The organism is Pradoshia sp. (genome assembly GCF_051873915.1).
GTDB lineage: Bacteria > Bacillota > Bacilli > Bacillales > Pradoshiaceae > Pradoshia.
Genome location: NZ_JBJEFJ010000067.1, coordinates 1 through 26,274 on the forward strand (window position 1 = coordinate 1; position 26,274 = coordinate 26,274).

Consider the following 26,274-nt stretch of genomic DNA (forward strand, 5'->3'; position numbering starts at 1 on the left):
CCTGCCCTCCTCCATCCAAAAAAAAGACTCCAAAGGCAATCAGCCTTTAAAGTCTTTGTTCTGGCTTTTATCTGCATGTCGTTCGCGCAGGTTTTTCTCAATTTCGGAGTATGGCAAACCTTGTTCACGCAGCAGGACGAGGACATGGAAGAAGAGATCAGATACTTCCCATTTCAGTTCATTAAGGTCCCGGTTTTTGGCGGCGATGATAACTTCCGCTGCTTCTTCACCGACTTTTTTCAGGATTTTGTCGACGCCTTCCTCGAATAGATAGGTTGTGTAGGAGCCTTCGGGACGCTCCATTTCTCGTGTGGCGATGATACGTTCGAGTTCCTTCAAAAAGCTGGCTTCGGTTTCCGGCTCGGCAGATGCTTCTGTCTCTGTTGCTTCGAGCAGCTTTTCTGTGAAGCAGCTGACTGTACCGGTATGGCAGGCGGGACCATTCGGAATGACTTTGACAACGAGGGCATCCTTGTCACAGTCATAGAGAATCTCCTGTACCTTTTGAGTATTTCCGCTTGTTTCCCCTTTATGCCAGAGCTCTTGGCGGGAGCGGCTGTAGAACCAGGTTTCCTTTGTTTCGAGTGTTTTCGCCAAAGAATCCTCATTCATGTAGGCGAGTGTCAGTACTTCCTTTGTATTTGCATCTTGGACGATGGCTGGTACGAGTCCGTTTTCGTCAAATTTCACTTCGTTCATCTCACATGCACTCCTTGTTCTCGCAGTCTGCGTTTCACTTCTTGAACACTCGTTTCTTTGTAATGAAAAATCGATGCAGCAAGCGCGGCATCGGCTTTGCCTTCTGTGAAGACTGGGGCAAAGTCCTCCTTGCCTCCCGCTCCTCCTGAGGCGATGACAGGTACGGTGACCGCTTCACTGACAGCGCGTGTCAACTCGAGGTGGAACCCGCTTTTTTCTCCGTCCTTATCCATGCTTGTGAGAAGGATTTCCCCAGCTCCCAGAGCAACGGCATGCTTGGCCCATTCGACCGCATCTAGTTCTGTCGGCTTGCGTCCGCCATGCGTATAGACGCGGAAGCCTCCAAATTCAGGGTCGTATTTAGCATCAATCGCAAGAACGATGCATTGATTGCCAAAGTAAGCAGCCCCTTCTGCGATTAGCTGAGGACGCAGAACAGCTGCCGTGTTAACGGATACTTTATCTGCTCCGGAGCGGAGAATGATCCTCATATCATCAACCGTATTAATCCCGCCGCCAACTGTAAATGGAATGCTTAGGACAGAGGCTGCCTTTTTCACAACCTCCACCATCGTTTTCCGTCCCTCATGAGAGGCGGAGATGTCGAGGAATACGAGCTCGTCCGCTCCCTGGTCATCATACATTTGCGCTAGTTCAACCGGGTCGCCGGCATCCTGCAATCCGAGGAACTGGATTCCTTTGACGACACGGCCTTCTTTTACATCCAGGCAGGGAATGATACGCTTCGTTATCATGCTTTTCCCTCCGCTTCCAATAAGGCTTCCGAGAGTGTGAATCGATTTTCGTACAAGGCTTTGCCGATAATGACCCCTTCAATCCCGTCAGCTTGATGATCCTTCAATGATGCAATATCTTCAAGACGGCTCATTCCGCCTGAGGCAATCACCTTTTTACCGGTAATACGGGCCAATTCAGCCGTCGCACTCACATTTGGTCCGCTCAGCATGCCATCATTGGCAATATCGGTAAAGATAAACCATTCTGCCCCCTTATCGGCAAAATACTTGCCTAAATCAAGCACGCTCCAATCACTCGTTTCAAGCCAGCCATCTGTTGCGACCTTCCCGCTCTTGCCATCCAAGCCAATCGCGATTTGCCCGGGGTATTTACGAATCATTTCTTCTGCAAAAGCTGGTTCCCGGACAGCCACGCTTCCTAAAATCACGCGGGCGACACCATTCTCCAAATAATGCGCCACCTGCTTCTCACTGCGGATTCCGCCGCCGATTTGGATGGAGACTCCCGCTAATTCCTTCGCCGCCTTCAAAACAGATGCATCATTTACGAGCGAGCCTTCCTTTGCGCCATCAAGGTCAACCATATGAATCCATGAAGCACCCATTTTCGCAAAAGACTTTGCCATTTCAAACGGTGAATCCCCATATACAGTTTCTTGATCATAATCTCCCTGCAGCAGCCGAACACAACGGCCGCCCCTCATATCAATCGCAGGGTAGATGGTAAATGTCTTTATCATTGGACAAGCCTCTCCTTCTCTTCTACCAGCTTGATGTAATTTTGGAGCAGCGCTTTTCCCATCTGACCGCTTTTCTCTGGGTGAAATTGCATGCCCATCACATTCCCGAGACCAACAATGCCCGGCACCTCCACATCATAGGAGGCAGAGGCCAGCAGCTCGGAGGTTTTCTTGATCTCCGCATAATAGGAATGGACAAAATAGACATAGTCCTCTTCCAGCCCAGCAAGCAATGGGTGCTCCTGATGGAAATGGAGCTTATTCCAGCCCATATGAGGGACTTTATAGGAACGTCCTTCCCGGTCAATCCCGGCGAATTTCACAATATGCCCTTTCAAAAATCCGAGTCCTGTTGAATAGCCGTGCTCATCACTGCTCTCGAATAATAACTGCATGCCGAGACAGATTCCTAAAAGCGGCTTCCCGCTTGTCACGTATTCTTTCAAAAAGAGATCCAGCTTCTGCTCCCTCAGAGCAGCCATTGCATCAGGGAAGGCTCCGACTCCAGGCAGGACAAGCCCTTCACAGGAAGCGAGCACTTCCGGGTCTCCGCTGATGACCGTTTCGGCTCCAAGCCGCTTTAATGCGTTGTTCACGCTGAATAAATTCCCCATTCCGTAATCAATAATGCCGATCAATGCACGCCTCCTCCTTTCCAGTTACAGCATTCCTTTTGTGGATGGAATTCCTTTCACCCTCGGATCAATCATTGTCGCTTCATCCAATGCACGGCCGAGCGCCTTGAAAATGGCTTCCACAATATGATGGGAGTTGCGTCCATAATGTACGATAACGTGCAGATTCATTCTTGCCTCAATTGCAAGCTTCCAGAGGAATTCATGGACGAGTTCAGTGTCAAAATCGCCAATCATCGGTGCCGGAATATCTGCCCGGAATTCGAGATGCGGACGATTACTTAAGTCAACGACGACTTGGGCCAACGCTTCATCCATCGGCACGAAGGCATTGCCGTATCGTTTGATTCCTTTCTTGTCCCCAAGCGCTTTCGTGAGAGCCTGCCCAAGACAAATACCGATATCCTCTGTCGTGTGGTGGCCATCGACCTCGACATCCCCGTCTGCATCAACCATTAAGTCAAAATGGCCGTGCTTGGCGAATAGGTCGAGCATATGGGATAAGAACGGAACTCCTGTTTCAAGCTGTGATTTTCCTTCCCCATCTATGCCAAATGCTAATTTTATATTCGTTTCATTTGTTCGTCTCTCGATAGTTGCTTCTCTTGTCATTGGTTCTTCCCTCCCAGCCTTGCTTCCACAGCTCGTGCATGAGCCTCTAATCCTTCTAATCTGGCGAAAGCCGCAATCTTGGCTGCATTCCGCTCCATATCTTCCTTGCTGTACATAATCAGGCTTGTTTTCTTTTGGAAATCATCCACGTTCAGCGGGCTTGAGAACCTTGCTGTCCCATTGGTCGGAAGGACATGGTTCGGACCGGCAAAGTAATCACCGACAGGCTCTGAGCTGTATGAACCGATGAAGATAGCTCCGGCATGCTTAATGGCACCCGTCACATTCATCGCGTCCTCTGTCTGAATTTCCAAGTGCTCAGGCGATAATTCATTGATAGCCGCAATCGCTTCGTCCATCGTATCAGCTACATAAATACCGCCGAACTCTTCCCAGGCAGCTGAGGCGATTTCTTTCCTTGGCAAGGTTTCCAGCTGGGCCTCCACCTCTGCCTTCACCTCTTCCGCCAATTCACGGCTCGTTGTTACAAGTACGCTGCAGGCGCGCGCATCATGCTCTGCCTGGGATAGGAGATCAGCGGCCACATAACGGGCATCTGCCGTCCTATCAGCCAGTACCGCAATCTCACTTGGGCCGGCAATCATATCGATATCGACATCGCCATATACCTCACGCTTGGCAAGAGCGACATAAATATTACCCGGGCCGGTAATCTTATCGACCTTCGCAATCGTTTCTGTCCCATAGGCGAGCGCCCCAATTGCTTGTGCTCCGCCAACCTTGAAGATGTCCGTCACACCAGCAATGGAGGCAGCCGCAAGAACAGATGCAGGCAGCCTGCCGTCCTCACCCGGCGGGGATACCATCACGATTCGCTCCACCCCGGCGACTTGTGCCGGAATCGCATTCATAAGGACAGAGGATGGATAGGCCGCTGTACCGCCTGGGACATAAATCCCGACGGAATCAAGCGGCGTACGCTTTTGTCCAAGCATCGTGCCGGAAGCCGCAAGGTCAATCCAGGAATTTTGCTTTTGCTTTTCATGGTAGGCGCGGATATTAGCAGCCGCTTCCTCCATAATGGATAGCATCCCTTCTGGAAGCGCATCGAGTGCTTCCTCGATTTCTGCCTTTGTCACGGCTAGAGAGGAAACCGCGGCCTTATCAAATTTTTCCGTATAATAATAGAGGGCTTTGTCTCCTTCTGCTGCTACATCGCGGAGAATTTGGCGTACCGCCTCACGTTGTCCATCGGTTCCGCCGTCAACGCTTCTCTTGAGCGATAGTCCCTTTTGCAATGATTTGATTTCCATGTATGAGCCCTCCTTTTATGCTTTTACATTGAGTACGTTTCGAAGCCTTGCCACCATATCGGTAATCTCCCGTTCGCGCAGACGATAGCTGACAGGGTTGGCGATGAGACGTGATGTCACCTTCTTGATAGTCGCATATTCAACAAGCCCATTTTCTCGGAGCGTCTGGCCGGTTGAGACAATATCGACGATTCGGTCGGCAAGCCCAATCATTGGGGCAAGCTCGATGGACCCATTCAATTTAATGATCTCAACCTGCTCTCCCTGCTCGCGGAAATACTGAGAGGCGATATTTGGATACTTGCTTGCAATCTTTGGTGCGACCTTGCTCATCTCTGTATTCGGCAGGCCGGCAACAGCCAAATGGCAGGCGCTGATTTGCAAGTCAAGCAGCTCATACACATCGCGCTCCTCCTCCATCATGACATCCTTCCCGGCGATGCCGATGTCTGCGACGCCATATTCCACATAGGTTGGCACATCCATCGGCTTGGATAAAATGAAGCGCAGAGGCTCATGCTCCAGCTCAATGATTAATTTGCGTGTATCTTCGAATTCAGGCGGCAATTGATAATCTGCTCTACGCAGCAGTTCAACAGCCTCGTCAAAAATACGCCCTTTCGGCATTGCAACGGTTAATGGTTCTCTCATGACCCTGCCTCCCATCCATCGGAATCGAGCATATACACAATATTCGTGAAATTATTTGTAAACGTATCGAGTTCAACAATCCCGGCAATGTTTTGCGTCACAACTGCATGGCCCTCTGCACGTAAGGCGGCAGCCTTTTTCATCGCTGCTGACTGCTGGGCTTCATGATAGATAATACATAAGGGCTGTTCCTCCGCATCAATTTCTCCGATTGCTTCAATAATTCGGTCAAGCCGCAGGCCAAATCCAGTGGCAGGTGCATCATGGCCGAAATTTCGGTAAAGCTCATTATATCGTCCGCCATTTCCAAGCGGGAAGCCAATATGGCTGCCGAGCACTTCGAATAGAATACCCGTATAATAATCCATATGGCTGACAAGGGATAGATCAAAGGAAAGATGGCCGTTTATTCCTGCCTTCTTCAACATTGAAGCCAGCGTCTTCAACTCATACAAGGCAGCAGTACCTACACCATGCTCCATCATCTCCAGTGCCTGATCAAGCACTTCTGCATTCCCCTTCAGTTCAGGAAGTTTTTTTAATATTTGGCGGCTGTTTTCCGGCAAATCGAGCTCCATCACATATTCCCGGTACCCGACATAGTTCTTTTCAAATAGGAATCGGCGCATCATACCTGCCTGTTCCTCATTTCCCCCATAATGGAGAAGCATCTCCTGAACGAAAGCAATATGGCCGACTGTAATATGATAATGCGGGAGTCCCGCGGCCTGAAGGACCGATGTCAGAAGGGCGAGCACCTCCGCATCCGCTGATAAGGTTTTGTCCCCAATCATTTCAACACCGAATTGCTCAAACTCAGCAAGACGTCCCCCTTCTTTTTCCTGTGCACGGAATACATTCGCGCTATAGGCCATCCTTAATGGATTGCCCTCCTTCAATAAATGAGAGGACGCTACCCTGGCAATTGGGGAGGTCATATCCGGACGAAGCACAAGGCTGTGTCCCTCTTTATCAAGAAGCTTGAACAGCTGCTGGTCCTTGATGGCAGACACCTGTCCGACCGTTTCATAGAATTCAAGAGACGGGGTATCCAAGAAACGATATCCGTATAACTTTGTCTCCTTTGCCATCCGGCTTCGAACTGATTCTTTTAATCTAAATAAATCCGGCAATGTATCGCGCATGCCGATTGGTTTCTCAAACATAAAAATATCTGGCATCCAAAACATTCCTTTATGATAAATTTATACTTTAGTTCGCTAATGTGATAACAAGATGAAGTTATCCAAAGTGTACCCTTCTTACCCCTTACCGTCAAGCAAAAGGGAACTCACTCTCTCTTTCATTCTAGTATGATTCGGCGAGCAGTTAAAATAAAAACCCTGCCCCAGAAGGACAAGGCTCCTTATGTATATCGGTTATCCCCACCACATGGCTAGAACCATAATAGACCAGAGATTGACTACGAGACCGATTGCCAGCAAAAGTATAATGATATAAACATGATTAGATGCCCGCAACTGGCCGCGTATTTTTTGAATGATCATAAACCCGAGCACAAATACATAGATGGCGAGACTGATAGCAGTGATGATAGTCAAATACATTGCTGGTCTATCCAACACCCCAAATAAATCCTCAAAAAAATGAGCCAAATCCTGCGCTTCCATTCCGAGCCAAAGATTCACGAGCATGAGAATGAGGAGAGAAATAAATACAGGCCTGCTCATCGCTCATGCCTCGCTGATTCAATCTGTCTAAAGTGATGCTTATCATGCTCGATTTGACCTTGAAAATAAACAGCCAAGGTGATGGGTGTATGCTTCAATAGGAATTCCCGCTCCCACCCTTCGTCATCTAGCAGTTGAATGGCAGCGATTAATTTTTGACGGCCTTCTATAAATGCTGCAATCGTTTCTTCCTGGCTGCGTTGTCGGCTGATAGCCGCTGATTCCTGGTTCGTCTGATGGACATCCGGACTCTCCGGGAATGGGCCGCCTTTTTGAAAAAAGGGAATTCGCTTTGTTCGCACGAAATCGTCCCAACGAATAAAATGCCCGGCCACTTCCCCAATCGTCCATTTCCCCTCCGCAATCGGTGTGCGCCATTTCTTGTCCGTTATATGCTTCCATTGAGCGGCTTGATTAATGGAATCCCGATAGTGCTGGATGACTGTATCCTTACCTTCAATCAAATGTACTCACTCCTTCTTTTTATGTATTTCGACATTCTATTTGGAAACCCCTTTTCAGCCATTCGCCCTTAAACAGATTGATTTCGCCCTTAAAACGAAGATATACGGAAAATTCCATTCATAAAGAACCTCCGTCCAGGCCCAGAAGACAAAAAACAGACAAGCTGACATGTTTTTTAGCATCGAATCTATTTTTCTGAACCCACTTTGCCCAAAAACATACATACCTTAATTACGCCTTTTTGATTTTCGAGCCTATTCAGGAGGAATCAATTTTCCCCACCTAATTTGAATAGCAGCAAAAAAAAGCGGAGAACCCCATCCGGGTTCCTCCGCCTGTCTCTGCAAAGCTTAGTCTTCTAAATCTTGTTCTACTTTAAGAATTTTTCCTGTATAGGCATCGACTTCTACATCATATTCGACGTTTCCGTCCTTGAATTCAAGCTCATATACTTGAGTTTGGTCATCATCATCATGGTCCAATTCCACTTTTGTAACTGTACCTTTTGCGACTGTTTTCGCACTCTTGATGGCTTCAGCTTTTGTAATGACCGCTTTCTTGGCTGCAGCTGCATTGGCTTTGTTTGTTTTTGGGGCAGCATTCGCTTTTTCTTCCTTTACCGCTGCAGCTTGGACTGTTTCACGCTCAGTAATGGTTGCTTTTCCTGTCTTGGCATCAACCTCAACGTTTACTTCTTCTTTATTGCTTTGGATTTCAAATTCATAATGCGGGCGGTTGTCGTCATGATCATATTCCGCCTCTATGATTGTTCCGTTTACTTCCTTCAATGCGATGTCCTTTGCTTCCTGTTCGGTCATCAGCTTCGGGCTTGTCTTCTCCTGGTTGGCCGCAGAGCCTGTTGTCATAGATTGTGCAAGGGCAAATCCTCCAAATACCGCTGCTGAAATGGTTAGTCCGATGAATAATTTCTTCATGATTATCTCTCCTTCATTTCTTTAACTTACTTGTATTGTAGAACGTCCACATTAAGCGTAAATTAGAGAAAGATTAGAGTTTCATGAGAAAGGAGAAGAAAGATTAGAATGACATGAGGAGATCAGTCATCATACGTGATGGTGATGATTTCCCCAGTGAGCGCATGGATTTGCAGGGTTGCCTCATCCTCGTCATTTTCCATATCGACATTGTAATAACCGCCGTCATCCGTTGAGACAAATTCAATCTCATCTATCTCACCGTTAAACTTAGATTGCGCGATATCTCTGACTTGATTCTCTGTGAGCCGCTTGATCTCTGCTGGTTCAGCAGGCTTTTCCTCTGTCGGTACCTCCTCGTTTGTTTCCGATTGTTCCTCTTGCTTAGTTCCCTTTTTAACTACCTTCAAATCAGCGAAGGTACCGTTTATCTCATCGACGATGACCTGATAGACATCGTCATTTTTCGTGAAGATGACCTTGTATTGATCATTCTTTTTCGTCATCGATTGGACTTCTCCATTATAAAGAGAGGAGACTCGATTTTTGATTTCTGCTTCTCCAAAGGTCGTCTTCGTGATGATTTGATTATAAGCATACCCTGCAAAGAGGATAATGCAGATAAGGAGAAAAATAGGCAAGATCCAAAGGCGTTTCTTAGTCATGCTTTTCTACCTCCTTTGGCAGGGTAATGATAAAGGACGTTCCTTCCCCAAGCACACTTTCCACCGTTATCGTCCCGCCAAGAAGCCCGGCGAAATCCTTCGCAATAGCCAGTCCAAGCCCCGTTCCGCCTGTTTGGCGATTACGGTCTTTATTCACGCGGTAGAATCGGTCAAAAATATGGGGGATATCCTCTTCCTTAATCCCAGGCCCATAATCCCTGACTTGAATGGTGATGTCATTGCCCTTTTCAACGAAGACATCGATTTTCCCTTCGCTGTATTTACGGGCGTTATCAAGGAGGATGAACATCATCTGCCTTAGCTTGGATACATCTGTCGAGAAGGAGAATTCCTCGCCGTGAAGGGTAACCTCCCGCTTATAAGCCTTTTGAAAGCTGTCGATAATTTCCGTCAGGAGCGCAGTTGTAGTAACAGACTCCCATTTCAGCTGCAGCGTTTCATTGGCCTTTGCGAGTTCTAGCATCTGCTCTATCATCACCTTCATTTGCCCCGTTTGCGAGGTAATCGCCTCCAATGCCTCACGGTTAATATCTTCATTCTTAAATCCTCTGCGCTGCAGTAGCTTTGCGTAGGATTCAATGATTGTGAGCGGTGTTTTCAATTCATGAGAGGCATTTCCGACGAATTGCTGCTGCTTATTATAGCTGTCCTCTAGCTTATCCATAAGCGAATTATACGTATAGGTCATCTCAGCAATTTCTCCCTTCTTATTGTCCGGGAGCTCCAGCTTGTCATATCTGGAATCAGAGATATTCCGCCTCATCGTACTGGTCAGTCTTTGAATCGGGAGGACAATCAGCCGTACGAGCAGCTGACTTGCCAAATAGATGGGAATGATTGCAAGCAGGGTGATGAGGATTAAGATCCATTTCAAAATGGTCATATTCGCAGACACCTCTTGCAGGGGCTGGACGAGATGTACATTCACCACTGACTGATCTGGCCAGATCATCGGATAGCGAATGGCCATTACAAGCTCGCCCTCCCACTCTGAAACGGTATACTTCTCCCCTTCCTTTAGTGCATAATCCATCTTATCTGCAGTGGATGTTGCCTGAAGGCGCAAAAGGGCCTGGTTATCCTCATCCGTAATATAAATCATCCCGTTCTGCGGAATGTAGGAACGGAGGAGGGTATCAATATTCGCCGTACCGTCGAGCTCACTGATGGCTGCTAGTATTTCATCCCCCTCCATCTGCAGCCGGTGGTATTCCGTGTCATAGGCCAGGTATTTGTACAAATAGTAAATACCAGTGAAGCTGATTATGAAAATAAAGAGTGTGAGGACAGTGGATAATAGATTGATTCTTGTTTGTAATTTCATCCCTATTCCTCCTTCATCACATACCCGACGCTTCTGACCGTCCGAATGACCGAATTGCCTAATTTTTGACGAAGATAGCGGACATACACATCCACTACATTCGTATCTCCGTAATAATCAAATCCCCAAACGGCATCGAGAATCTGTTCTCGCGATTGAACGATATTCGTATTCCTCATAAAGTGGACGAGCAAATCAAATTCTCTCGGCGTCAGCTCAACCACCTTGCCATCCTGTGTGACCGTATGGCTGTCAATATTGACATGAATAGAGCCATAGCGGTACTCATTGATCACAGGCGCTACGGCAGCTGCTGCGGAATGATAGCGCAAGTTAACGCGAATCCGGGCGAGCAATTCTTCAAATTCAAATGGTTTTGTGACATAATCATTTGCACCGAGATTGAGTCCTTCCACCTTATCCTTCACATCACTCTTGGCTGTTAATAGAATAACAGGCACCAAGGATTTAGCCCGGATATGTTTCAGCACCTCGAGGCCGTTCATTTCCGGCAGCATAATATCCAGCAGGACAAGGTCAAAGCTCCCTCTCTGAAAGGCTTCCAAGCCTTCCCTACCTGTATGAGCGATAGCCGTATCAAACTCCTCAAACTGGAGCTCAAGCTGTAAAAGCCTGGCGAGCTGGGGCTCGTCCTCTATAATCAATATATTGTTTTTCATTTGTCTGTTCACCTCTAGATAAAGGATGGATTCCTCCCTTTTAGTATAAAACAAAAAGAGACAAACCCCTAAAAAGGATCTGCCTCTCCCTGTCGTTTCTTCATTTCTTCAGCTGTATAAATCATCTTCATCGGGTTGCCGCCAACGAAGGCGCCGGCTGGAACATCACGATGGACGAGTGTTCCGGCTGAGACGATGGCGCCGTCACCAATCGTCACGCCGGGAAGAATCGTTGTGTTAGCGCCAATCATGACCTCATCACCAATCACAACCTCTCCAAGCCGGTATTCTTTAATCAAATATTCATGAGCGAGAATCGTTGAATTGTAGCCAATAATCGAGTTGCGTCCAATCTTAATCATTTCCGGATACATAATATCCGGCATCACCATGAAGGCAATGGATGTTTGATCGCCAATCTTCATACCCGTAAAGGAACGGTACAGCCAGTTCTTCAGGCGCATAAATGGCGTGTAGCGTGCAATCATAAGCACAAGGACATTACGGAATACCTTCCAGAAGGAAACCGTCTTATAAATATGCCATAACGAGTTGCCTTCACCCTTCAACGGATAGCGCCTTGTTCTTCTCATGCTTCCACAATCGCCAAGAGATCACGCATATTATCAAGAATATAGTCCGGGCCATATTGCTCGAGATAATCTCTTCCTTTAATCGTCCAAGCCACACCAGCCGTTTTCGTGCCGGCATTTTTGCCTGCAAGGATGTCATGGCTGTTGTCGCCAACCATAATCGTTTCCTCTGCAGATGAACCAATCAATTTCAAAGCGAGTTCAATCGGCTCTGGGTCCGGCTTCGTGTTCTTGACATCATCATAAGTAACAATCACATCAAAGAATTGGTCAAGCCTTCCCTTTACCAAGCCTGGCTCTACGGCTTTACGCATCTTCGTGGTGACGATGCCGACTTTATAATTACGTTCCTTTAGTTCTTGAATGGTATCAAATACACCCTCATACTCTCGGACAAGCGAATCATGATGGAGATGATTGTGCGCGCGGTAATGCTCAATCATTTCCTCAGCACGCTCAAGGTCTAATCTGCTAAATGTTTCGCGAAGAGAAGGACCGATGAATTCATACACGTCCTCACGAGTATATTGATTTGGATAATAATGCTCTAATGTATGAAGAAATGAAGCAATGATCAATTCGTTTGTATCAATTAATGTTCCATCTAAATCAAATAATAGGGTTGTGATTTTCTTGTCCACTAGGGTTTACCTTTCCTTTCTTTGCATCCACTCTTGCCCAAATTCGTGAAATGATCATGGCTAACAGGATCGCCGTTACAAGCCTGATGATGAGGAGCGGAATGACCGGAACTCCGAGCGGGATAAAAATCACCGTATCCTCTACAACGGCATGGCAGGCCACTAGGAAGATAAAGGCGATGGTGATATCTTTCCTGCTGACACCGTCTTCACGGACTGCCTCAAGCATGACACCTGCCCCGTACGCCAGGCCAATGACAAGACCTGCAACAAGTGTCATCGATGTATTTTCCTTCATGCCAAGCATTTTCGTCACCGGCTTCATCCAGGTCGAGAAGAGCTTCAGCCAATTCAAATCCTTCATAATTTGAATCACCAGCATGAGCGGGATAATGATTAACGCAAGCTTCAGCGTGCCTGTTGTTGCCGCTGCCAGCCCGTTCCATAGAATGGCCCCAATACCGGTGATGGTCTCTTCACCGCCGACCGCTCCGCCATATTGGATGACTTCGCTGCCCCCTTGCCAAACAAGGTTGATGACAACTGCAGAGATGAGGGCAAGACCAATCCTAGTCGCCAAGACTACCCACAGTTTAACACCAACCTTTAAGGCAACACTCGTTTCTATAAAGAGGTTATGACAAAAGGACAGCATCACTGCGATGATGAACACTTCCTTCACCGTCAATGAGTCAAGGGCCAGAATGCCGCCGATTCCGGCATACAGGTTCAAAAAGTTCCCAAGAACAAGCGGAATAGCCGCATCACCTGGCAGACCAATCAAGCCCATCGCCGGGCTGATTAAATCAATCAGCCACGGCAAGACAGGCGTATACTGCAAAATAGAGACAAATAACGTAATCGGGAAGATAACCTTCCCAAGCATCCAAGTTGTCTTTAGACCAGACTGCAGCCCTTTAACCCATGTACTTTTCGTCAAAAACACTCCTCCCCCTTTTCCCCTTATCGCTTACATATCGAGATATTTCTTCTGTGAATGGCCAAGCTTTCGTCTAACAATGATTAAAATGATGCCAGTGAAAATAAGCACCAGGGATAACAGCTGTGCCATGCGCAATGTATCAAACAGCATCAAACTATCCGTACGTAAGCCTTCAACGAAGAACCTTCCGATGGAATACCAAATGACATAGGTCAGGAAGAGCTCGCCTTGGCGGAGATTCACCCTGCGCAATCCAATCAGAATGGCAAACCCAACAATATTCCACACAGATTCATACAGGAAGGTTGGATGATGATAGGCTCCATTTATGTACATTTGATTAATGATAAAATCTGGAAGGAATAAATTCTCCAGGAAACTGCGGCTCACTTCATTACCATATGCCTCTTGGTTGATGAAATTACCCCAGCGCCCAATTGCCTGTCCAAGAATAATAGATGGAGCAGCAATATCAGCGAGCTTCCAGAAGGATAAATTCTTCATCTTAGCAAACACAATTGTCGTGATGACAGCTCCAATAAGAGCCCCATGAATGGCAATCCCGCCATTCCATATCTTCACGATATCGCCTAAGTGATCCTTATAATAAGACCATTCAAAAATGACATAATAAATCCTTGCACTGATAATGGATATTGGTACCGCATAAATCAGCAAATCAATAAAAACATCTTTATCAAGTCCGCGGCGTTCGGATTCCCGCATCGCAAGCCACAACCCGAGAAAGACACCAAGACCAATAATGACTCCATACCAGTAAATCGATACAGATCCAATCTGAATCGCTACCCGATCAATTGTCCCAATCGTCCCCATTTTGTTTGTCCACCTCTTTATTCATGTTTATCATGTTCAATGGCTTCGTTCAGCTTTTCTGTGAATTGCTGAGCCGTGTTCACACCCATTCGCTTCAGACGGAAATTCATAGCAGCCACCTCAATAATGACCGCGATATTCCGGCCTGGGCGGACTGGGATATTCATGCGCGTAATATTTGTATCGATTATGCGCACTTTTTCTTCCTCAAGACCTAGCCTATCATAATTCTTTTGCTGGTCCCAAAGCTCAAGATTGATAACAAGTGAAATCTTTTTATGGCTGCGAACGGCCCCTGCACCAAATAAGGTCATCACATTGATGATGCCCACTCCCCTGATTTCAAGCAAATGCTCAATTAATTCAGGTGATGTGCCGACTAAGGTATCATCGTCCTCCTGCCGGATTTCAACACAGTCATCGGCAACGAGACGATGCCCCCTCTTTACAAGCTCAAGGGCTGTTTCACTTTTACCTACACCGCTTTTTCCTGTTATCATAACGCCAACGCCATAAATATCAACAAGCACTCCATGGACAGCAGTTGTCGGTGCTAATTTACTTTCAAGGAAATTCGTTAAGCGGCTTGAGAAGCGTGTTGTTTTCGTCGTACTGCGAAGAACTGGGACGGATACCTTCTCTGATGCGAGAATTAGTTCTTCTGGAATATCAATGCCTCTCGTGACAATAATACATGGTGTAATATCACTGCATAGACTCTCCATCCGGCTTAAACGCTCTTCAGGAGTGAGTCTGGAGAAAAATGTCAATTCAGTCATACCGAGGATTTGAATACGGTCAGCCGGGTAATAATCAAAATATCCGGCGATTTCAAGTCCAGGCCTTGATAAATCACTTACTGTAATTGGTCTATTGATGCCTTCTTCGCCACTGATCAGTTCAAGATTAAACTCATCAATGAGATCTACTGTTTTTACTTTGGGCAAAAAAATTCCCTCCCTGAACATTATTCGGAAATCGTGTTTCCATTTTATCATTATTTCCTATTAAACCATACACTAACAGAGATTTAATTCTGTTTTTCTGGCGTAGGATACGGTAGGATAAGGATAGAAATATTCATAAAAGGAGAGCTGAGAGAATGACCATACTAATCAAGAATGCCACTATCTATCTTGAAGATTCCATCCTGCAAGACGGATATATACTAATTGATGGTGAAATCATAAAAGAGATAGGGCCAGCACACCAAGCTCCCGAACAAGCCGATGAGGTATTAACGATTGCGCAAAACGAAGTCGTGGTTCCCGGGTTTATTGATATGCATATTCATGGTGCTGGTGGAAGCGATGTCATGGATGGTACGACGGATGCCCTCAACTGCATGGCGAATACCCTCCCTAAAGAAGGTACGACATCCTTTTTAGCCACGACTATGACTCAATCTCCTGAAAATATCGAACAGGCTTTGCAAACAGTTCAACAATACAGCAAGTCTGAGAACATTTCTGGAAAAGCCGACGTCATCGGCGTTCATTTAGAAGGTCCCTTCGTCAATCCTTCAAAGGCTGGTGCCCAACCAGTTCAATATATCATTAACCCTGACCCCGAATTGTTCAAGAAATGGTCCGAGATCTCCGGACACACCATTAAACAAGTTACACTCGCCCCAGAGGAGCCAGGCGGCAAAGAATTGGTTGAACTATTGACTGCAGCAGATATCATCCCATCCATCGGCCACACAGGTGCAACCTATGAGCAGGCAATGGAGGCAGCGTCCGAGGGGCTAAGCCAAGCTACTCATCTATTCAATCAGATGACCGGCCTGCATCATCGCGATATCGGTGCAGCAGGAGCTTCTCTCATGAATGAAGATATTTATGCAGAAATAATCGTCGATGGAATCCATGTATCCCCTGAAATGGTGAACCTTGCACTTAAGCTGAAAGGAGTGGACCGAACCATCCTTATTACGGATGCGATGCGTGCCAAAGGACTTTCAGACGGCACTTATGATCTTGGCGGACAAGATGTGTTCGTTAAAGGCAAGGAAGCACGATTGGCTGACGGAGCCCTTGCAGGAAGCATCCTTAAAATGAATGATGCCTTAAAGAACATGATGGAATTCACCGGCTGCTCATTAAGAGATGCCGTTCAAATGGCCGCCGTCAATCCTGCCAAGCAATTGAATATATATGACAAGAAGGGCAGCATTGCTGCTGGGAAAGAAGCAGATATCGTCATTCTCGATGAAGACTGCCAGGTACGCGCAACCATTTGCCGAGGAAAAATTGCCTATAGAGGAGAATCAAAGTAATGTCACAAATCAACATGAAGATTATCGTAGTAGAAAATTATGATGAAATGAGCAAGAAAGCCGCTGAAATTCTCATTAAGAAGGTTCAAGAAAAACCGAATGCCGTTCTCGGGTTAGCTACGGGCAGTACACCGGTTGGGCTATACAAGGAATTAATCGAAGACCATCAGCAAAATGGGACAAGCTACAAGGATATCCATACAGTCAATCTGGATGAATACATCGGGCTTCCACAAGAGGATAAAAACAGTTATTTCACCTTTATGTATGAGCATCTTTTCAAATATCTTGAGATTCCGAAGGAGCATACACACATCCCAAGCGGAGATACAGAGGATCATGCAAAGGAATGCAAACGATACGAGGAAATTATTGAGTCACTTGGACAAGTTGACCTTCAAATACTCGGAATTGGATCTAACGGACATATCGGCTTTAATGAACCAGGGACTCCTTTCACAGGAGACACACATATCATTGATTTAAAGGAAAGCACGCGCCAAGCAAATGCCCGTTTCTTCGAATCCATTGATGAGGTGCCAACGCAAGCCATCACCATGGGAATCGGCACAATCATGAAGAGCAAGGAAATTCTGCTTCTAGCCTCCGGCAAAGCAAAAGCAGAAGCAATCCATGGCATGATTCATGGAGAGATGACAGAAGAGCTGCCTGCGAGCATCCTTCAATCCCATCCGCATGTAACCCTTATCGTTGATAAAGACGCTTATTCCTTATGTAAATAAGACAACCCACTAGACAAACCTGCCAAGCTTTTCAGGTTTGTCTTTTTTCTTTTTTATGGTCCCGTTTGTAGGCTTGTCTCATATAGTAAGGATAAAAGAAAGAGGGGGTTATAAGCTTGAAGATTGTTCTTGATGCAGGACATGGTTATTCCACTCTAGGCAAGCGGACGCCGGATGGGATGAAGGAATATGAATTTAATCGGGCAGTTGCTCTCTATGTACGTGATTTTCTTTCAGGTTATACGAATCTAGAGGTGCTGTTCACGCATAATGATGAGCAGGATGTCCCGTTAGAAGTACGGACAGCAAAAGCCAATGAGCTTGGTGCTGATTGCTTCCTATCCATCCATGCTAATGCAGCAGGAAACGGCGGCTGGCACGAGGCTGAGGGAATAGAGACCTTTATACACTCATCCAAGCCAAGGGATGCCCAAATCCTAGCCGCAGAGATCCAAGAGAAGCTCATTACCGCTACCGGACGCAAAAATCGAGGAGTAAAGACAGCCAATTTCCACGTACTTCGGGAAACGCGAATGACAGCTGTTCTGGTCGAATGTGGTTTCATGACACATAAGATTGAAAGCAGGCTGCTCAAGAAGGAGGATTATCGAACGCAATGCGCCCAGTCAATCGCCCAGTCAATTGTGTCCCATTATGGTCTCACGAAGAATAGACAAGCTGCCACTCAGAAGCAGAAGCTGTACAAGGTGCAGGTCGGAGCCTTCTCCAGTAAGCATCGAGCAGAACAGCTTGCCTCAGAGCTCCAAAGGCTCGGATATGACACCTTTATCGTTCAATAAGAAAGGCCTGAAGCAGTTTGCCCGCTTCAGGCCTTTCTTTCTTAATCCGTCACGCTTTCCATGATCGTATTCACGAAGGATAAAATCACCGAAACAAGGAAGGTCAACCAAAATCCATCGATTTGAAAAGCACTGCCCATCATGGCATCAACAATGCTGAGCACAATCGTATTGATAAAGAGCAAGAAAATGCCTAATGTCACAATCGTAATTGGCAGCGTCAAGACGGTAACAATCGGTTTGACAATGACATTACAAATGGACAAGACGATTGCCGCGATAATCGCTGTTCCAAATCCGGAAACATGCACACCTTCAAATACTTGCATCAATAAAACGAAAACCGCTGCATTGACGAGTATTTTCAAAACCCATTTCATTTGCGATCCTCCTCCATGCGCTCCCTCGGCATAATGTAACTAAGTATTGTATAAGGGATGATTAACAGAAAACTGGTCGGAATTAAACCGATAACGAATAGTACACGCAGAATAATCGGCTTAATGCCGAAATACCGGCTAATCCCGCCTAATACTCCCAATAAAACCTTATCGGAGTAATTGGTTCTCATAAGCTTCTTCTTCATATAGTTGTTCTCACAACTCCTTTAAATCATACGCATAACTTTTTAAAGCGTATGCTTTACTTTAATGCTTCCTGCCTTGGATTCGGCAAACACATGCATGGAATGCTGTTCTTCCACCGTTGATTGGAAGCGAAGCATCTTTTGAACAATGTCATTCTTCTCTTCAATAACTTGAATACCCTTCAAGTCAAGATTGAAACTGCCAAGATTCGACTTTAACTCACCGTCACAGCTAATGCCTTGCGGGATTTGCAAATTAATGCTTCCTGCCTGCGCCTTAGCACGAAGGGTTTCTCCGTATTGGCCTGTTTGCTTGCACTGAATACTCCCATTAATGGTTTGAACATCGGCAGTGCGGAATGCGCCATCCACCTGAATAGATCCATTCATCGTATCGATTTCCAGCTCACCTGCATCAAAGGAATTCAGCTTAATAGAACCGTTAACCGTCTCAAATTCAGCCTCACGTGTATGGAAGTCACGGAAGGAGATGGTTCCGTTCGCTGTCTTCGTCTTAATCTCATCAACCTTAAGATTTTCTCCATTGATGCTTCCGTTGAACAAGCGGACCCGAAGCTCCTGATATTGACTGTTCGGCACCTTAATAACCGCTTTTAATTTAATGGCACGGTCTTGAAGCATGAACTTCAGCTTGCCATTCTCAATCTTATTCACGATTTGGTTTTGAAGCTTCTCCCTCGCTTCTGTTGTTGTTTCAGCTCGATATACCTTCGCCTTGCATTCAATATCCACCACATTCTGATCCCACGGAATGATAGACACCTCTCCATTAGCTACATCAATATCAATGATTTGGAAAGGCTTTGCTTCCTGGTGGTATAAGTGGTCAATCTCTATGCTGGATCCGAAATTCCAGTCAAAATCGATATCTTTAATTTTCTTCACGACATCATCTACAACGCCCAAGATACGGTCCATCGTTGAGACAGACTTCTTCGTTTGCTGCTCTTGTCTCTTCTCACCTTCAGGCTGCGCAGTCGTTGCAAGCTCTCTCGATTCTTGCTGGCTTTCTTCTTGGATGAGCTTTTCTTTCTTGTCTAATTGTTCGAGCAGAAGCAATGCCTCATCCGCATTTAAAAGGCCTTCCTTCACCATTTCCAGAATTCGTTTTTTTTCATCATTCATATCAGTCATCTCCCTTATAACATGGTTTAAACCTATGCAAAAATTTATGACGTTATGTGTATGCGTAAACTGTTCCTTCTAACATGTACGATTAACAACAAGAAAGGTTTCCACAAATGCCTATTTTCAAGGAAAAGAGAGGCACGGGCAGCAATCACCTGACGATTCGTCCCATAATTGATACCCGCGCCTTTCCTTTACGCAATCATCCGTATTCTTATCATGGTGCATGGTGACCATTAGCCGGCCAACAAAGTCTGGTTACTGACCTGCCTTCTGCGTCAGCCTTTCCTCCATCCGCTTGCGGTCGCGTTCAAGAATAGGCTTCAAATATTGACCCGTATAGGATTCTGGAGTCTCTGCAATATGCTCAGGCGTGCCGGATGCAAGAATGGTTCCGCCCTTTTCGCCGCCCTCAGGACCAAGGTCAATCAAGTAATCAGCTGCCTTGATGACATCCAAGTTATGCTCAATAACCAGCACAGTATCCCCATTATCAACGAGTCTCTGCAATACTTTCAGCAGATGGGAAATATCCTCCACATGCAGCCCTGTCGTCGGCTCATCCAGAATATAGAGCGAACGGCCGTTTGAGCGCCTATGAAGCTCACTTGCTAATTTCACCCGCTGGGCTTCTCCCCCAGATAAGGTTGTAGCCGGCTGCCCGAGCTTAATATATCCGAGTCCCACATCATGGATGGTTTGAATCTTCCGCTTGATCTTCGGAAGGTTTTCAAAGAATTGAAGGGCCTCATCGACCGTCATATCCAGGATATCAGAAATACTCTTCCCTTTATAGGTGACCTCTAATGTTTCACGGTTGTACCGTTTGCCATGACAAACCTCACAAGGTACATAAACATCCGGCAGGAAATGCATCTCTATTTTGATAATACCGTCCCCACGGCAGGCCTCACAACGTCCGCCCTTTACATTAAAGCTGAAGCGGCCCTTTTGATAGCCTCGCACCTTCGCCTCATTCGTGGAGGCAAATACATCACGAATATCATCAAACACCCCTGTATAGGTAGCCGGGTTAGAGCGCGGTGTCCGGCCGATTGGAGATTGGTCGATATCAATAACCTTCTCAAGCGCCTCAATCCCTCTTATCTCCTTATGAAGGCCTGGCTTCGCCTTGGCTCGGTGCAGCTTATGCGCCAATGCCTTATGAAGAATTCCATTCACAAGCGTACTTTTACCTGAGCCTGATACACCGGTTACCGCGACAAATGTTCCAAGCGGGAAGGAGACATTGATATTGCGAAGATTATTCTCGCGTGCTCCGCGTATCTCAATCTTCTGCCCATTTCCTTGCCTGCGTTCATGCGGAAGCGGAATGAACTTCTCTCCTGATAGATATTGCCCGGTTAAGGAATTCGGATTCTTCATGACCTCCTCCGGGGTACCTGCAGCAACAATTTGCCCGCCATGTGAGCCGGCACCAGGACCAACATCAATTAAGTAATCAGCTGCAAGCATCGTATCCTCATCATGCTCGACAACGATAAGCGTGTTCCCGATATCCCGCATGCTGCGCAGCGCCTCAATCAATCGATCATTGTCACGCTGATGAAGCCCGATAGACGGTTCGTCCAGAATATAAAGAACTCCCGTCAAGCGGGATCCGATCTGAGTAGCCAGGCGGATTCGCTGGGCTTCCCCGCCGGAAAGCGTGCCGGCTGCCCTGCTCAGTGTTAAATATTCAAGCCCCACATTATTGAGGAACCCAAGCCGCTCTTTGATTTCTCGGAAAATAGATCGGCCGATGCTCATATCCTTATCTGACAGCTTTAAGCCATCGAAGAATTTATAAGCATCCTGAATGGAAAGCTCAGTCACCTGGCCGATATGACGTCCGTCTACCAGAACAGCCATGCTTTCTTTCTTCAAGCGGTATCCTTTACACGTCGGGCATTTCTGCTCGGCCATATATTTCTCCATCTGGTCACGGATATAATCTGAAGTCGTTTCCCTATAGCGGCGCTCCACATTATTCAGCACCCCTTCAAACTCCACATCATTCTCACGAATTTGGCCGAAATCATTCTCATAGCGGAAATGAATTTTCTCTCCGTCTGAACCATACAGAATCTTATCTAATTGATCCTCTCTAAGCTGAGAAACCGGCACATCCATATCAATGCCATAATGGTCAGCAATACACTCAAGCAGCTTCGGATAATATTGTGAGCTCGTTGGCTGCCAAGGAGCAATCGCATGCTGGCGCAGCGTCAATTCCGGATCTGGAATGACCGCATCTCGGTCAACCTTCAGCTTATATCCAAGTCCATCGCAGGTCGGGCAAGCACCGAATGGACTATTAAAGGAGAAAATACGCGGCTCCAGCTCACCAATGGAGAAACCGCAATATGGACAGGAATGATGTTCGCTGAAGAGAAGCTCCTCTTGGCCGATGACATCAATCATGACTTTCCCATGTCCGATGGCAAGCGCTGACTCAAGGGAATCAGATAGTCGTGATGCTATGCCCTCCTTCACGACTATCCGGTCAATGACCACTTCGATAGAGTGGGTTTTATTCTTATTAAGCTCAATATTATCGTCCAAATCATACATTTCATTATCTATGCGGACCCTTACATACCCTTGCTTCTTAATATCCTCAAGAAGCTTGGCATGAGTCCCTTTTCTGCCTGTCACCGCAGGAGCAAGCACCTGAATTTTCGTCCGCTCCGGATACTCTAATATTCGGTCCACCATCTGCTCAATGGTTTGGGAGGTAATTTCAATTCCATGCTTCGGACAGATTGGTTTTCCGACCCGGGCATACAAAAGCCTCATATAATCATAAATTTCCGTTACAGTCGCCACCGTTGAACGAGGGTTGCGGCTCGTCGTTTTCTGGTCAATGGAGATAGAAGGGGACAGCCCTTCAATGCTGTCCACATCCGGTTTATCCATTTGACCAAGGAATTGCCGCGCATAAGCGGACAAAGACTCCACATAGCGCCGCTGACCTTCCGCATAAATCGTATCAAAGGCGAGCGATGATTTACCGGAGCCGGAGAGTCCTGTCAAAACAACCAATTGGTCACGCGGAATCGTCACATCGATATCCTTCAGATTATTCTCCCTTGCTCCTTTAACAATGATTTTATCTAATGCCATCCTTTGTTCATCCTTCCACTTTCAGCTCTAATATCAAGTCCCTAAGCTCAGCCGCACGCTCAAAGTCCAGGGCGCGGGCTGCATCCTTCATCTCTTTCTCCATACGGGCGATAACCTGCTGGCGATCTTTCTTAGACAGGTTCTCATATTGTTTAGCCGTACGCTCCTCTTCCCCTGCTTCTGCTGCCTGCGTGGCACGTATAACATCCCGAATATCCTTCTGGATTGTCTTCGGTGTAATGCCATGCTCAATATTATAGGCTTCCTGAATCGCCCTTCTCCGCTTCGTCTCTGAGATGGCAATCTCCATGGAATTCGTCATCCGGTCCGCATACATGATGACATGACCGTTTGCATTACGCGCCGCCCGCCCAATCGTTTGGATAAGCGAACGCTCAGAACGCAGGAATCCTTCCTTATCCGCATCCAATATCGCAACAAGGGAGACTTCCGGTATATCAAGTCCCTCCCTGAGCAGATTGATGCCGATAAGCACATCATATTTACCGAGGCGGAGGTCGCGGATGATCTCAATCCGTTCGAGTGTTTTAATCTCCGAATGAAGGTACTGAACCTTCACGCCCAGCTCCTTCAAATAATCCGTCAAGTCCTCAGACATCTTCTTCGTCAATGTTGTCACAAGTACCCGCTCATTCTTCGCAATGCGGTCATTAATCTCACCAAGCAGATCATCAATCTGTCCTTCAATCGGACGGACATCAACATTCGGGTCCAGAAGACCAGTTGGACGGATAATCTGTTCAATCACGCCAGGTGAATGCTCCTCCTCATATGGTCCAGGGGTAGCAGATACATAAACGATCTGATTGATATGCTCTTCAAATTCCTTGAAATGCAGAGGGCGGTTATCCATAGCAGAAGGCAGACGGAAACCATGGTTCACAAGTACTTCTTTTCTGGCCCGGTCCCCATTGAACATCCCTCTAATCTGCGGAATTGTCACATGGGATTCATCAATGACCATCAGGAAATCGTCCGGGAAGTAATCGAGCAAGGTATATGGTGTCGAGCCTGCAGGACGCAGGGTCAAATGACGCGAGTAGTTCTCAATACCGGAGCAAAAGCCCATTTCACGCATCATCTCCAGGTCATACCTTGTTCTCTGTTCCAGCCGCTGAGCCTCAAGAAGCTTCCCTTCCTCACGGAAATGGGCAAGCTGCTCCTCGAGTTCCTTCTCAATATTTTCAATAGCGATGCGCATCTTCTCCTCACGTGTAACGAAGTGGGATGCCGGGAATATAGCGACATGCTCACGTTCGCCAAGAATCTCTCCGGTAAGGGCATCCACCTCGCGAATCCGTTCGATTTCATCACCGAAGAATTCAATGCGTATGCAGTGTTCATCCTTGGAGGCTGGGAAAATTTCTACCACATCTCCCCTTACCCGGAATGTTCCACGGTGGAAGTTCAAATCATTTCGTTCATATTGGATATCAACCAGCCTGCGCAGCAGCTGATTCCGTTCAAGCTCCATGCCGCTTCTTATGGAGACGACCATCTCCCTGTATTCCTCCGGAGAACCGAGTCCATAGATGCAGGAAACACTGGCAATAATGATGACATCATTCCGTTCAAAAAGAGCCGAGGTCGCCGAGTGGCGCAGCTTATCAATCTCATCATTAATGCTCGCATCCTTCTCAATGAAGGTATCTGTCTGCGGGACATAGGCCTCTGGCTGATAATAATCATAGTAGCTGACAAAATATTCGACAGCATTATTCGGGAAAAACTCCTTAAACTCGCTGTATAACTGTCCAGCGAGTGTCTTATTATGGGCAATAATTAAGGTCGGTTTATTAACCTCTTTAATGACATTGGAGACCGTAAATGTCTTCCCGGTTCCCGTTGCACCAAGGAGGGTTTGATGCTTCACTCCGTCATTAATGCCCTTGACAAGTTTCTTGATTGCCTCCGGTTGATCTCCCTCTGGTGAATACTTGGAAACCAGCTCAAATTCTCTCTTCACTCCATATGCCCCCTTCATTGAACTTGGCGAGGCTGCGTCCGCCACAACAATCTATTAGTATGAATAGTTTACCACAATAGCCTAGTTAGAAACCACCGAAAAGCGAACAAGCATTCGTATTTATATAACAGCGTATCCATCATTCTTCATTTATGCCCAATAATGCAAGAAAAGAGTCTTCCAGAAGGAAAGACTCTTACGATTATTCACGCACTTTTAGCGGCACGATTCCGTTCAATCATCCGTTTTGAATACCAGAAACCAGCGGTAAGTGAGAACGCATCTACAATAATCAGAGGCCAGGAAGATGTAAACCCCCGATAAGCTGATGCGGCAATCAAGGCTACCGTCAACAGCAACCCAACAACATAGCTGTATGTAACCCTTGAAAACAGCACAACCAATAGACCGGGTGCCAGCAAGGCTGCTAATATCTTCATCAAAGCACTCCTTTCGTTCGTGCACAATCACTCCTTCTATTATACAATGTTTTCCCACACCTACAAATAAATTACATTTCTACTCAATCAATTTCGCATGCACAACCATTCTTGCATCATCAAACTCATAGCTGCAGGTTGATAGAGTTATTACTTTATCTGTCCGCTCCACCTGGCAGCCTGTATGATAGAGAGATTTCGCGGAAATCCTTTCGAGGAATTGTCCAAATTCACCCTCTGAACGAAAATCCGTTTCTATATAATTATCATCCGCACCTGTCACATAAGCCGAGAATACTTCCCATTTACTGATACCGTCCTTATTGCTGTACGTCACATACGGATTCTCCTTGCAAAAAGCTTCCTTCTTATAGGAAGTCAAATCACGGAACATGGTTCCATTCCTCATATTATGACCATAAAGCACCGTATGGCTCCCTAATGGCGCAGGACAATTCCGATAATCCATAAAGATGGTTCCAGCAGAGGATTCCTCCTTATAAACGGAATGTGTTAAGTAATATTCATTATCATCTGCCTGCGCAACAGGATAATGAATCGAGGTTCCTTCAATGGATATCCAGCCGACAATGTCCTCATTAACTTCTTGAAGGTGTTCGAGTGTAAATTCCTGTTCTCCAGCATCGCTCTCCTTTGCTACCGATTGATCATAAATATCGGCCATTGCGCCTTGTGTGTTTTTCAGCTGATACAGCTCAATCAGATAGTCACAAAGAATATATCCTGAGAATAAAAAAGCAGCTAGTAAAATACTCTTTATAATGAAAATAAGTAGATTTCTCTTTGGCTTCTTCATGAAATTACACCCCTTTAAGTTATATTAATATAATAAAATTATCATACTTACTTACCACTTTGTCCAAAAGCTTATCAATGAATTTAAACGCAGCTTCTTCTTAAACGGCTCTGTTCATTTAAAAAATGTTGATTTTTGTTGCAGGGAGCATCCTCGAGTGCTCTATGCATCTGCGGGCTCACCC

At 46.3% G+C, this 26,274-nt stretch carries 29 protein-coding genes; 3 read left to right on the forward strand and 26 right to left on the reverse strand.

The window, feature by feature from the left end; all coding sequences use genetic code 11:
* Positions 1–39 precede the first annotated feature (39 nt).
* The 19 genes from hisIE to hprK form a co-directional block, all read right to left on the reverse strand.
* On the reverse strand, positions 40–699 hold the full coding sequence (hisIE, locus tag ACI35L_RS06500; RefSeq protein ID WP_439802491.1) for a bifunctional phosphoribosyl-AMP cyclohydrolase/phosphoribosyl-ATP diphosphatase HisIE: 660 nt from the start codon (positions 697–699) through the stop codon (positions 40–42).
* A complete protein-coding gene (gene hisF / locus ACI35L_RS06505; protein WP_049669495.1) occupies positions 696–1,454 on the reverse strand; it encodes an imidazole glycerol phosphate synthase subunit HisF in 759 nt (252 codons plus the stop codon). Before hisF ends, hisIE begins: the two co-directional genes overlap by 4 nt.
* Complete coding sequence (gene hisA / locus ACI35L_RS06510; protein WP_439802492.1) at positions 1,451–2,197, reverse strand: 1-(5-phosphoribosyl)-5-[(5-phosphoribosylamino)methylideneamino]imidazole-4-carboxamide isomerase; 747 nt, start codon at positions 2,195–2,197, stop codon at positions 1,451–1,453. Before hisA ends, hisF begins: the two co-directional genes overlap by 4 nt.
* Positions 2,194–2,835: an imidazole glycerol phosphate synthase subunit HisH gene (gene hisH, locus ACI35L_RS06515; protein WP_439802493.1), complete on the reverse strand. Its 642-nt coding sequence runs from the start codon at positions 2,833–2,835 to the stop codon at positions 2,194–2,196. The genes hisA and hisH overlap by 4 nt, the downstream gene beginning before the upstream one ends.
* Positions 2,836–2,856: 21 nt before the next feature.
* A complete protein-coding gene (hisB, locus tag ACI35L_RS06520; RefSeq protein WP_049669492.1) occupies positions 2,857–3,444 on the reverse strand; it encodes an imidazoleglycerol-phosphate dehydratase HisB in 588 nt (195 codons plus the stop codon).
* A complete protein-coding gene (gene hisD / locus ACI35L_RS06525; protein ID WP_439802494.1) occupies positions 3,441–4,718 on the reverse strand; it encodes a histidinol dehydrogenase in 1,278 nt (425 codons plus the stop codon). Before hisD ends, hisB begins: the two co-directional genes overlap by 4 nt.
* A 15-nt stretch (positions 4,719–4,733) precedes the next feature.
* Positions 4,734–5,369, reverse strand: coding sequence for an ATP phosphoribosyltransferase (gene hisG, locus ACI35L_RS06530; RefSeq protein ID WP_049669490.1), 636 nt, complete (start codon positions 5,367–5,369; stop codon positions 4,734–4,736).
* Positions 5,366–6,550, reverse strand: coding sequence for an ATP phosphoribosyltransferase regulatory subunit (locus ACI35L_RS06535; RefSeq protein WP_439802495.1), 1,185 nt, complete (start codon positions 6,548–6,550; stop codon positions 5,366–5,368). Before ACI35L_RS06535 ends, hisG begins: the two co-directional genes overlap by 4 nt.
* A 198-nt stretch (positions 6,551–6,748) precedes the next feature.
* Positions 6,749–7,060 carry a hypothetical protein gene (locus tag ACI35L_RS06540; protein ID WP_049669489.1) on the reverse strand — a complete coding sequence of 104 codons (312 nt, stop codon included), beginning with the start codon at positions 7,058–7,060 and terminating at the stop codon, positions 6,749–6,751.
* Complete coding sequence (locus tag ACI35L_RS06545) at positions 7,057–7,524, reverse strand: DinB family protein (RefSeq protein ID WP_439802496.1); 468 nt, start codon at positions 7,522–7,524, stop codon at positions 7,057–7,059. The genes ACI35L_RS06540 and ACI35L_RS06545 overlap by 4 nt, the downstream gene beginning before the upstream one ends.
* Before the next feature lie 351 nt (positions 7,525–7,875).
* Positions 7,876–8,460: a PepSY domain-containing protein gene (locus ACI35L_RS06550; RefSeq protein WP_439802497.1), complete on the reverse strand. Its 585-nt coding sequence runs from the start codon at positions 8,458–8,460 to the stop codon at positions 7,876–7,878.
* A gap of 122 nt (positions 8,461–8,582) precedes the next feature.
* Positions 8,583–9,125, reverse strand: coding sequence for a PepSY domain-containing protein (locus ACI35L_RS06555; RefSeq protein ID WP_049669486.1), 543 nt, complete (start codon positions 9,123–9,125; stop codon positions 8,583–8,585).
* Positions 9,118–10,470, reverse strand: coding sequence for a sensor histidine kinase (locus ACI35L_RS06560; protein WP_049669485.1), 1,353 nt, complete (start codon positions 10,468–10,470; stop codon positions 9,118–9,120). The genes ACI35L_RS06555 and ACI35L_RS06560 overlap by 8 nt, the downstream gene beginning before the upstream one ends.
* A 2-nt stretch (positions 10,471–10,472) precedes the next feature.
* Entirely contained in the window at positions 10,473–11,150 is a 678-nt protein-coding gene (locus tag ACI35L_RS06565) for a response regulator transcription factor (RefSeq protein WP_439802498.1), read from the reverse strand.
* Between the two features lie 68 nt (positions 11,151–11,218).
* Complete coding sequence (locus tag ACI35L_RS06570) at positions 11,219–11,743, reverse strand: acyltransferase (RefSeq protein ID WP_049669484.1); 525 nt, start codon at positions 11,741–11,743, stop codon at positions 11,219–11,221.
* On the reverse strand, positions 11,740–12,384 hold the full coding sequence (gene ppaX, locus ACI35L_RS06575) for a pyrophosphatase PpaX (protein ID WP_049669483.1): 645 nt from the start codon (positions 12,382–12,384) through the stop codon (positions 11,740–11,742). The genes ACI35L_RS06570 and ppaX overlap by 4 nt, the downstream gene beginning before the upstream one ends.
* The gene (locus tag ACI35L_RS06580) at positions 12,353–13,270 is read right to left on the reverse strand and encodes a nucleoside recognition domain-containing protein (RefSeq protein ID WP_439802510.1); all 918 of its coding nucleotides are present in this window, start codon (positions 13,268–13,270) and stop codon (positions 12,353–12,355) included. Before ACI35L_RS06580 ends, ppaX begins: the two co-directional genes overlap by 32 nt.
* Before the next feature lie 84 nt (positions 13,271–13,354).
* The gene (lgt, locus tag ACI35L_RS06585) at positions 13,355–14,164 is read right to left on the reverse strand and encodes a prolipoprotein diacylglyceryl transferase (protein WP_049669482.1); all 810 of its coding nucleotides are present in this window, start codon (positions 14,162–14,164) and stop codon (positions 13,355–13,357) included.
* Positions 14,165–14,181: 17 nt separating this feature from the next.
* Positions 14,182–15,111, reverse strand: a complete 930-nt coding sequence (hprK, locus tag ACI35L_RS06590; RefSeq protein WP_049669481.1) for an HPr(Ser) kinase/phosphatase — start codon at positions 15,109–15,111, stop codon at positions 14,182–14,184.
* A gap of 155 nt (positions 15,112–15,266) precedes the next feature.
* Between hprK and nagA the strand changes: the two genes are divergently transcribed.
* The 3 genes from nagA (at position 15,267) to ACI35L_RS06605 (ending at position 17,985) form a co-directional block, all read left to right on the forward strand.
* The gene (gene nagA, locus ACI35L_RS06595; RefSeq protein WP_049669480.1) at positions 15,267–16,442 is read left to right on the forward strand and encodes an N-acetylglucosamine-6-phosphate deacetylase; all 1,176 of its coding nucleotides are present in this window, start codon (positions 15,267–15,269) and stop codon (positions 16,440–16,442) included.
* 14 nt (positions 16,443–16,456) lie between these two features.
* Entirely contained in the window at positions 16,457–17,185 is a 729-nt protein-coding gene (gene nagB / locus ACI35L_RS06600; protein WP_049672729.1) for a glucosamine-6-phosphate deaminase, read from the forward strand.
* Positions 17,186–17,301: 116 nt separating this feature from the next.
* Positions 17,302–17,985 (forward strand): N-acetylmuramoyl-L-alanine amidase, encoded by a 684-nt coding sequence (locus tag ACI35L_RS06605; RefSeq protein WP_049669479.1) that lies wholly within the window; start codon positions 17,302–17,304, stop codon positions 17,983–17,985.
* Between the two features lie 41 nt (positions 17,986–18,026).
* Here ACI35L_RS06605 and ACI35L_RS06610 read toward each other — a convergent pair whose 3' ends face one another.
* From ACI35L_RS06610 to srtB, 7 genes are all read right to left on the reverse strand, one after another.
* Positions 18,027–18,365, reverse strand: a complete 339-nt coding sequence (locus ACI35L_RS06610; protein WP_049669478.1) for a phage holin family protein — start codon at positions 18,363–18,365, stop codon at positions 18,027–18,029.
* The gene (locus tag ACI35L_RS06615) at positions 18,362–18,571 is read right to left on the reverse strand and encodes a PspC domain-containing protein (protein WP_049669477.1); all 210 of its coding nucleotides are present in this window, start codon (positions 18,569–18,571) and stop codon (positions 18,362–18,364) included. Before ACI35L_RS06615 ends, ACI35L_RS06610 begins: the two co-directional genes overlap by 4 nt.
* Before the next feature lie 42 nt (positions 18,572–18,613).
* The gene (locus ACI35L_RS06620; RefSeq protein WP_049669476.1) at positions 18,614–19,717 is read right to left on the reverse strand and encodes a DUF4097 family beta strand repeat-containing protein; all 1,104 of its coding nucleotides are present in this window, start codon (positions 19,715–19,717) and stop codon (positions 18,614–18,616) included.
* Between the two features lie 261 nt (positions 19,718–19,978).
* The gene (gene uvrA / locus ACI35L_RS06625) at positions 19,979–22,846 is read right to left on the reverse strand and encodes an excinuclease ABC subunit UvrA (protein ID WP_439802499.1); all 2,868 of its coding nucleotides are present in this window, start codon (positions 22,844–22,846) and stop codon (positions 19,979–19,981) included.
* Positions 22,847–22,853: 7 nt separating this feature from the next.
* Complete coding sequence (gene uvrB / locus ACI35L_RS06630; protein ID WP_439802500.1) at positions 22,854–24,833, reverse strand: excinuclease ABC subunit UvrB; 1,980 nt, start codon at positions 24,831–24,833, stop codon at positions 22,854–22,856.
* Between the two features lie 206 nt (positions 24,834–25,039).
* Complete coding sequence (locus ACI35L_RS06635; RefSeq protein WP_049669473.1) at positions 25,040–25,273, reverse strand: CsbA family protein; 234 nt, start codon at positions 25,271–25,273, stop codon at positions 25,040–25,042.
* Between the two features lie 79 nt (positions 25,274–25,352).
* Complete coding sequence (srtB, locus tag ACI35L_RS06640) at positions 25,353–26,090, reverse strand: class B sortase (RefSeq protein ID WP_439802501.1); 738 nt, start codon at positions 26,088–26,090, stop codon at positions 25,353–25,355.
* Positions 26,091–26,274: the final 184 nt, after the last annotated feature.